The sequence below is a fragment of the Actinocorallia aurantiaca genome (assembly GCF_039533685.1).
Taxonomy (GTDB): Bacteria; Actinomycetota; Actinomycetes; order Streptosporangiales; family Streptosporangiaceae; genus Actinocorallia; species Actinocorallia aurantiaca.
This window is the reverse complement of record NZ_BAAATZ010000012.1, coordinates 494,509-500,831: the sequence shown is the minus strand read 5'-3', so window position 1 is coordinate 500,831 and position 6,323 is coordinate 494,509. Positions and strand designations below refer to the sequence as shown.

Below are 6,323 nucleotides of genomic sequence, written 5' to 3'. Positions count from 1 at the left end.
CAGCGGCGGCTCAGGATCTCGGTGACGCGGCTGAAGCCGTCCGCGCCGTGGCCCAGGCCGATGGCGCGGCGGGCCAGGCCTTCGGCGGCGCGCATCACGCCCGCGTCGATGCCGTGGGCCTCCGAGGCGTGGACGATGTGGGCCATGGAGGAGGCCGCCGAGGTGATCGGATTGCCGTCTCCGGGGAAGGCGCCGTTCTCCACCTCTTCCGCGCCCTCCTCGAAGAGCGGCGGGAGGATCTCGGCGATGCCCTTGGCGAACGGGGCCAGCTCCCGCGGGGTGACGCCCTCCGCCTGCGCCACGGCGAGGGCGTGCGCGTAGCCCGCCATCGCGGTCCAGAAGATGTCGAGGAGCGCGATGTCGTGGGCCGCGGCCCGGCCGATCTCCTCGCCGAGGTGGGTGTGGGTACCGCCCAGCGCGTCCAGGGCCGGCCGGTGCTCCTGGTAGAGCTCCTCCGGGCCGCTGTGGATGAACACCGCGTGGGGTGTCCCGATGGTCGTGGTCGGTGTCATGATCGCGCCGTCGAGATAGCGGACGCCGTGCTCGGCCGCCCAGCCGGCCAGGTCGCGGGCCCGCGCCGGAGTGTCGGCGGTGAGGTTCACGACCGTGCGCCCCTTCAGCGCGTCGGCGACGGCGTCGCGCCGCAGGACGGAGTCCACCGCGTCGTAGTCCACCACGCAGACCACGACCAGGCCGCTCGCGGAGACCGCCTCCTTGGCCGAACGCGCGCCGACGGCCCCGCGCTCGACCAGTTCCCGGTCGCGGCCGGGGGTCCGGTTCCAGACCGTGGTCCGCAGCCCGGCGTCCAGGAACGCACCGGCCAGGGCCCGGCCCATGGGTCCCAGACCGAGCACGGTGACGGCAGACTGGTCGGAGTATGTGGACATGGAGAACTCCCTCGATGACGATGACGATCGGCGATGAACGGGGTGAAGATGACGCGTAGCCGCGCCCGGGACCTGAACGTCTGCGGGGTGACCGCCGCGGTCGCCGTGATCGACGGCAAGTGGAAGACGACCCTGCTCTGGCTGCTGGAGTCCGGCCCCCGGCGCCCCGGTGAACTGCGTCGGCGGCTGCCGGGCCTCACCGAGAAGGTCCTGACCCAGGCGCTCCGCGAGATGGAGTCGGACGGCCTGGTGCACCGCGAGGCGCACGACGTCCGCCCCCTGAAGACCGAGTACTCCCTGACGGAGTTCGGCCGCGAACTCTCCGAAGCACTGGCTCCGGTCTCCGACTGGGGTCACCGCCGCCTGGAGAGGCTCGCCGAGGCCGAGTCGGCCTCCTGACGCGATTTCCCTCCGTCCCGTCCGCGCCGGGCGGATCCTCCCTCCGCCCACGACAAGGTTCGCCGTTCCGCGGCCCGCTGCCAAGTACCCACAAAAAGGTGGGTAGCGCGGGCGGGGACCGGCAGGGGATCACGTCAGGCGGGGCAGCGGCCGGGCCACGTCGAGGGCCCGGCCGCTCGGAGACGGGCTCGCGCCGGGCGTCGATGCAACGGTCGTCCGTACCCCGGGCTACGGTGCCACCCGCGCGACCCCTCCCGTTTCGAGGGCCGCCCAGAGAGCGCCGTCGGGACCCAGGGCGATGCCGTGCGGTTCGGATGACGGTGACGGCAGGTCGTACTCGGTGATCTCGCCACTCACGGTGATGTGACCGATGCGGCCGGCCCCCCATTCAGTGAACCAGCAGTCTCCGGCGGAGGCCGCGACGATGGCGTGGGGTCTGGCCGTGCGGTCGGGGAGCGGGAACTCCTCGATCCGGCCGTCCGTCGAGATCCTGCCGATCTGTCCTGCCGCGATCTCGACGAACCACAGGGCGGCGCCGTCACTGGTGATGCCCACGGGTGCGGCGTCCGGGGTGGGCAGCGGGTGCAGGACGACGTCGCCGCCGGTGGTGATGCGGCCGATCGCGTTCGCCCGGTTGAGGGTGAACCACAGCGCTCCGTCGGGGCCTGCGGTGATCGCCGAGGGGAAGGCGCCCTCGACGGGGAGGGCGAACTCGGTGACCTCTCCATCGCCGGTGACGCGGCCGATCCGGTCGGTGTTCATCTGCGTGAACCACATCGCGTCGTCCGGGCCCGCGGTGATGCCGAAGGGCCCGCTGCCGGGCGTCGGCACGCGAAAGGACTCCGCTTCACCGTCGACGGTGATGCGGCCGATCCGGTGGTCCTGGGACCGGGCGAACCACAGCGCCCCGTCGGGTCCGACGGTGATGACCGTAGGACGACAGGTGGGCGAGTCCAGGGGATGTTCCTCGAGTTCGCCGCCGAGGGTGAGGCGCGCGATGCGACCGCTGTGCACGAAGGTCAGCCACAGGGCGTCGTCGGGGCCGGTCACGATGCCGTAGGGGCCGGCCTCCCCGTCCGCCACGGGGATCTCTCTGATGGCCGGGTCTTCGGAATGCCGCACTGCAACTCCTTGAAGGGGACGGGATCGATCAGCGTTCCCGGTTCGACGTCCCGGCCCGGTCTCGCACCAGGCCGAGAATGATCGCGGCGAGGTCGGCGGGCCGGGTCATGGGGACGTTGTGGTTCGAGCCGATATCGACCAGCCGGCGGCCGGGGGCGGCGTCGGCCACGGCACGCGCCTCGTCGCGGCGCGAGGCGTAGAAGCCGTCGTCGGCCAGCACGATCGTCATCGGACAGGTGATGCGGTCGTACACGTCGATGCTCGGGAAGACCGCGGCGCCGGGCTCCACAGCACTGACGGTCATGATCTCTTCGACGGTCGGCCGCCTCACCCACCGGTGGCCTCGGCGGAGGAAGGAGCGCCGCGTGACCTCCTCGACGAGGCCGGGCCGTGCTCCGGCGTTGAGCCGGTCCCCGCCGGCCTCCCGGACGCACTGCTCGACGTAGGCGCGCATCTGTTCGTCGTCGGCTTCCCAGCCGTAGCGGAACATGGCCCGCAGGCGGTCCGCCGCCTCAGCGGTCCGCACGGCGGCGTGCTCGGCGAGTGAGGTGTCCCGGTCATCGAGCACCAGGCCGTCCACGACGCAGAGAGCGGCTGGCTCCACCAGTCCGCTCGCGGTCGCCGCCGTCACCGCGTACCCGCCGGTGGAATGACCCACCAGCACGGGACGGTCCCAGGAAAGCGCCGTGGCGGCGCTTCCGATGTCCCGCCAGTACTGCTCCGGGCCGGTGGAGACGAGCCGGGTCCGCCCATGGCCACGCAGGTCGAGGGCGACCGGATGGCATTCGCCCGCCAGACGGGACGCCACGTCCGCCCAGGCCGCGGCGTTGTGTCCGCTGCCGTGGACGAGCAGCACTCCCACGCCGCGACCGCCGAAGTCAACGCCCGACAGGACCCCGTCCGCGACGGGGAGCTCGATCTCTGAGCCGATCACCACAGCACCCTGCCCACGAGAGGACGGCGACCGCAACCGCTTTCTCGTGCTCCCCGAACCGGGGTCCGATGGCTGTCAGGCGTTCTTGATCCCCGCGACGAGAGCGGCGAACGCGACTCGCGCCACCTCCCGGTGTCCGGCACCGGGGTTCTTGGAGTCGCGAAGAGCGACCAGCCCTGAGCCGAGTTCGCCCACTTCGACGCATTCTCCGGTCGTGTTGCTGTAAGACGACTTACGCCAGTCGATCATCGCTCTCCGTCTCTCTGATCATGTTCGCCAGAAGCTGTCGAGTCGCCCCTACTGAGAGCGCGTGATCTGAAACCATCTCATATCGTGCGGCGAGATCCCGCACTCTGTCTGGGTCCGTGATAACGATGCCCCAGCCGGATACCTCTGTGAAGCCCACTTCGCCGGTCGGCAGCGTGACCAGCTTGATAGGGCCGTCCACCCCCGGGTGGAGAGGTTCGCCGACGGGTATCACCCGGATGCTGACGTTTCGTTGTTCGGAGAGCTCGGAGAGATATCGGAGCTGTTCCAGGCGTGTGCCCTGCGGCAACACCGGGCGCAGTAGGACGCTCTCGTCAATGATGGCTCGAACCATAGGAGGATCCGAGCGTTTCATTATCTCTTTTCGGGCCATGCGCCGTTTAAGCGCATGATCTACGTTCGGGACGCGACCGGCCACCAGAAGGGCGCGGGCGTACTGCTCGGTCTGCAGCAGGCCGGGAATCACCAGCGGGTTGAAGTACCGGATCACCAGCGCCTGCGCCTCGTGTTGGAAGTGCTGGTCCAGCCATGCTGGGTTCTGCAAGATTCGTGAGAAATGCACCAGGTAAGCGAGCAATCCGCCGGTTTTCCAGTGCCGGTCCAGGGTCGCCGCCTGCACGCTGCCGATCGGCTGCCGAGCGTGTTCGAGCTTGGAAACCTGCGCCTTGCCGACGCCGATGATCCGCCCGACCTGTTCGCCGGTCTCCCCGGCGCGGACTCGGTAGAACCGCAGCATGAAAGCGATGAGCGTGCCGAGCGAATCCTTCGGGTCCGGGTTCTCTCGCATGTACATGAAGCCACCTCCAGGTTTCCGCGGGTTTCCCAGCCCTCGCGCAACTCGTGACAATCACGCCTGGCACTGGAAATCTCGGCTTTCGAACAACCCTGGCAACCTACACAGAGAGGTAAAGCGGCGTGGCGATACTCACCATTGTTCTATGGGTCGTGATTTTCATCATCGCCTTGCTCATCGGAGTGCTCAATATTAGAGAAACGCGTGGAAACCGGCATAAATTCTGAGGAGTTTCCGCGTGCCGACCACGGCCAACGACGAGCATGTACGGACTTTTCTCTCACACCTCTTGAATTCGTCTATTGGTACGCGAAGCACGCACTCCTGTCGACTCCGGGACCCGTTCGCGGAATCCCTTACCCGGCCCGTGCGGAACAGCCGGTCGAGCCGGGAAAGAAACCACTGGGCCTGACCGGCAATGACCGAACGGAGAAGAAGAATGCCCCAGCGCCGCTTCGAGGGCACACTGGACCAGCTGGCGGAGGTCCGACGGTTCGTCCGGCTCACCGCGGGCGGGCACGAGGCGATGCGCCTGGCGGAACTCGTGGCCAGCGAGCTGGCGGCCAACGCCGTCCTGCACAGCGACAGCGGAAGACCCGGCGGATGGTTCACGGTGGAGACGCGGTTCGCCCCGGACGAGGTGACCGTCGCCGTCACCGACATGGGCGCCGAGCAGGAACCGGCGGCCCGGACCGCCGACATCGAGGCCGTCAGCGGCCGCGGACTGTGGATGGTCGAAACGCTGTCCCTGAAATGGGGCTGCGAACCCGCGGAGACGGGCCGGAGAGTATGGGCGGTCCTGCCCGTCTTCGCCGACGACCAGCACCCCTGACGCTCCGCCCCCGAAACGACTACCCGGGCTTTCCTCTCGAAGCGGGGAGCGGATCTTCACCCGCCCCGATGGCAATCGAGACGAGGTTCTCCGCGAACGGTCCCGCTATCCTGCGGTGGTGCTGGACTCCCCGGACCGTCCATTGCTGTTCCTCGACGTCGACGGCCCCCTCATCCCGTTCGGGGCGCCCGAACCGGACCTCAGGGAGCACCCGGATGCCCGAACGGCACCGCGACCGCTGCCGGCGGGGGCGAACCCGCTGCTGGCCAGGATCGACCCCCGGCATGGAACGCGGTTGTCGGCGCTGCCGTGCGATCTCGTGTGGGCGACGACCTGGATGGCCGAGGCGAACGAGGTGATCAGTCCGTTGCTCGGTCTGCCCGAGTTGCCGGTGGCGGACTGGCCGGACTCGGAGGACGAGGGGCCGCTGCACTGGAAGACCCGCGGCCTGGTCGGTTGGGCGGCCGGACGCTCGTTCGTCTGGGTCGACGACGAGATCGCCGACGCGGATCGCGCCTGGGTGTCCGCACACCATCACGGACAGGCGCTCCTCCACCGCGTTGACCCCCGCCGTGGCCTCACGCGCACCGACTTCGCCACGATCGCCGACTGGTTGGCACGGCTGTGACCGATCCGGTCCCAGGCGCCTTTCCGCCCAGGATCGATGGGAGCAACGCCGGGATCCCTCAGACGCGTCTTAACGGTATGAAAACGCGTGGCACGATTCTGCTGACCCTGACCGTCCTCGGTTTCAGCCTGGTTCTGCTGGTCTCGCCCGCAGCGCCCGCCTGGGCCTGCTCCTGTGCCCCCAATGGCCAGGACGAACGGGCTGATCTCATCGTCATCGGCACCGTCACGGAGGTCACGGACACGGGAATCCGGCTCGCGGTCGAGTCGACCGAAAAAGGCAACCTCGGGTAAGGGTCCGCGCTCGAGCTGAAGGCGAGCCGCAACGAGAGCAGCTGCGGTTACGACTTCCGCGTCCGCACCCGGTACCGAGTGAATTCCGTCCGCGGTGCCACCGGTCTGTGCGCGGGAGTCCGTCCGTTGCCCGACGCAGCGCCCCTGCCCCCGGCGGACGCCACTTCT

General features: G+C 69.0%; 9 protein-coding genes. 4 read left to right on the top strand and 5 right to left on the bottom strand.

All coding sequences use genetic code 11. The features are described from left to right. Window positions 1-1,106, bottom strand: a 1,106-nt coding sequence (locus tag ABD327_RS17455) for an NAD(P)-dependent oxidoreductase (RefSeq protein ID WP_344451593.1), incomplete at its 3' end; no start/stop codon positions are given. Between ABD327_RS17455 and ABD327_RS17450 the strand changes: the two genes are divergently transcribed. Further along, window positions 993-1,286, top strand: coding sequence for a winged helix-turn-helix transcriptional regulator (locus ABD327_RS17450; protein ID WP_344451463.1), 294 nt, complete (start codon window positions 993-995; stop codon window positions 1,284-1,286). The genes ABD327_RS17455 and ABD327_RS17450 overlap by 114 nt on opposite strands. 228 nt (window positions 1,287-1,514) lie before the next feature. Here ABD327_RS17450 and ABD327_RS17445 read toward each other — a convergent pair whose 3' ends face one another. From ABD327_RS17445 to ABD327_RS17430, 4 genes are all read right to left on the bottom strand, one after another. Beyond that, a complete protein-coding gene (locus ABD327_RS17445; RefSeq protein ID WP_344451462.1) occupies window positions 1,515-2,408 on the bottom strand; it encodes a Vgb family protein in 894 nt (297 codons plus the stop codon). 28 nt (window positions 2,409-2,436) lie between these two features. After that, window positions 2,437-3,342: an alpha/beta fold hydrolase gene (locus ABD327_RS17440; protein WP_344451461.1), complete on the bottom strand. Its 906-nt coding sequence runs from the start codon at window positions 3,340-3,342 to the stop codon at window positions 2,437-2,439. A 75-nt stretch (window positions 3,343-3,417) separates the two neighbouring features. Beyond that, window positions 3,418-3,591: a DUF397 domain-containing protein gene (locus ABD327_RS17435; protein WP_344451460.1), complete on the bottom strand. Its 174-nt coding sequence runs from the start codon at window positions 3,589-3,591 to the stop codon at window positions 3,418-3,420. After that, a complete protein-coding gene (locus tag ABD327_RS17430) occupies window positions 3,575-4,402 on the bottom strand; it encodes a helix-turn-helix domain-containing protein (protein WP_344451459.1) in 828 nt (275 codons plus the stop codon). Before ABD327_RS17430 ends, ABD327_RS17435 begins: the two co-directional genes overlap by 17 nt. 439 nt (window positions 4,403-4,841) lie before the next feature. Between ABD327_RS17430 and ABD327_RS17425 the strand changes: the two genes are divergently transcribed. The 3 genes from ABD327_RS17425 (at window position 4,842) to ABD327_RS17415 (ending at window position 6,155) form a co-directional block, all read left to right on the top strand. Beyond that, the gene (locus ABD327_RS17425) at window positions 4,842-5,234 is read left to right on the top strand and encodes an ATP-binding protein (protein WP_344451458.1); all 393 of its coding nucleotides are present in this window, start codon (window positions 4,842-4,844) and stop codon (window positions 5,232-5,234) included. Window positions 5,235-5,352: 118 nt separating this feature from the next. Beyond that, window positions 5,353-5,862: an HAD domain-containing protein gene (locus ABD327_RS17420; protein WP_344451457.1), complete on the top strand. Its 510-nt coding sequence runs from the start codon at window positions 5,353-5,355 to the stop codon at window positions 5,860-5,862. A gap of 77 nt (window positions 5,863-5,939) precedes the next feature. Continuing rightward, on the top strand, window positions 5,940-6,155 hold the full coding sequence (locus ABD327_RS17415) for a hypothetical protein (protein ID WP_344451456.1): 216 nt from the start codon (window positions 5,940-5,942) through the stop codon (window positions 6,153-6,155). Window positions 6,156-6,323: the final 168 nt, after the last annotated feature.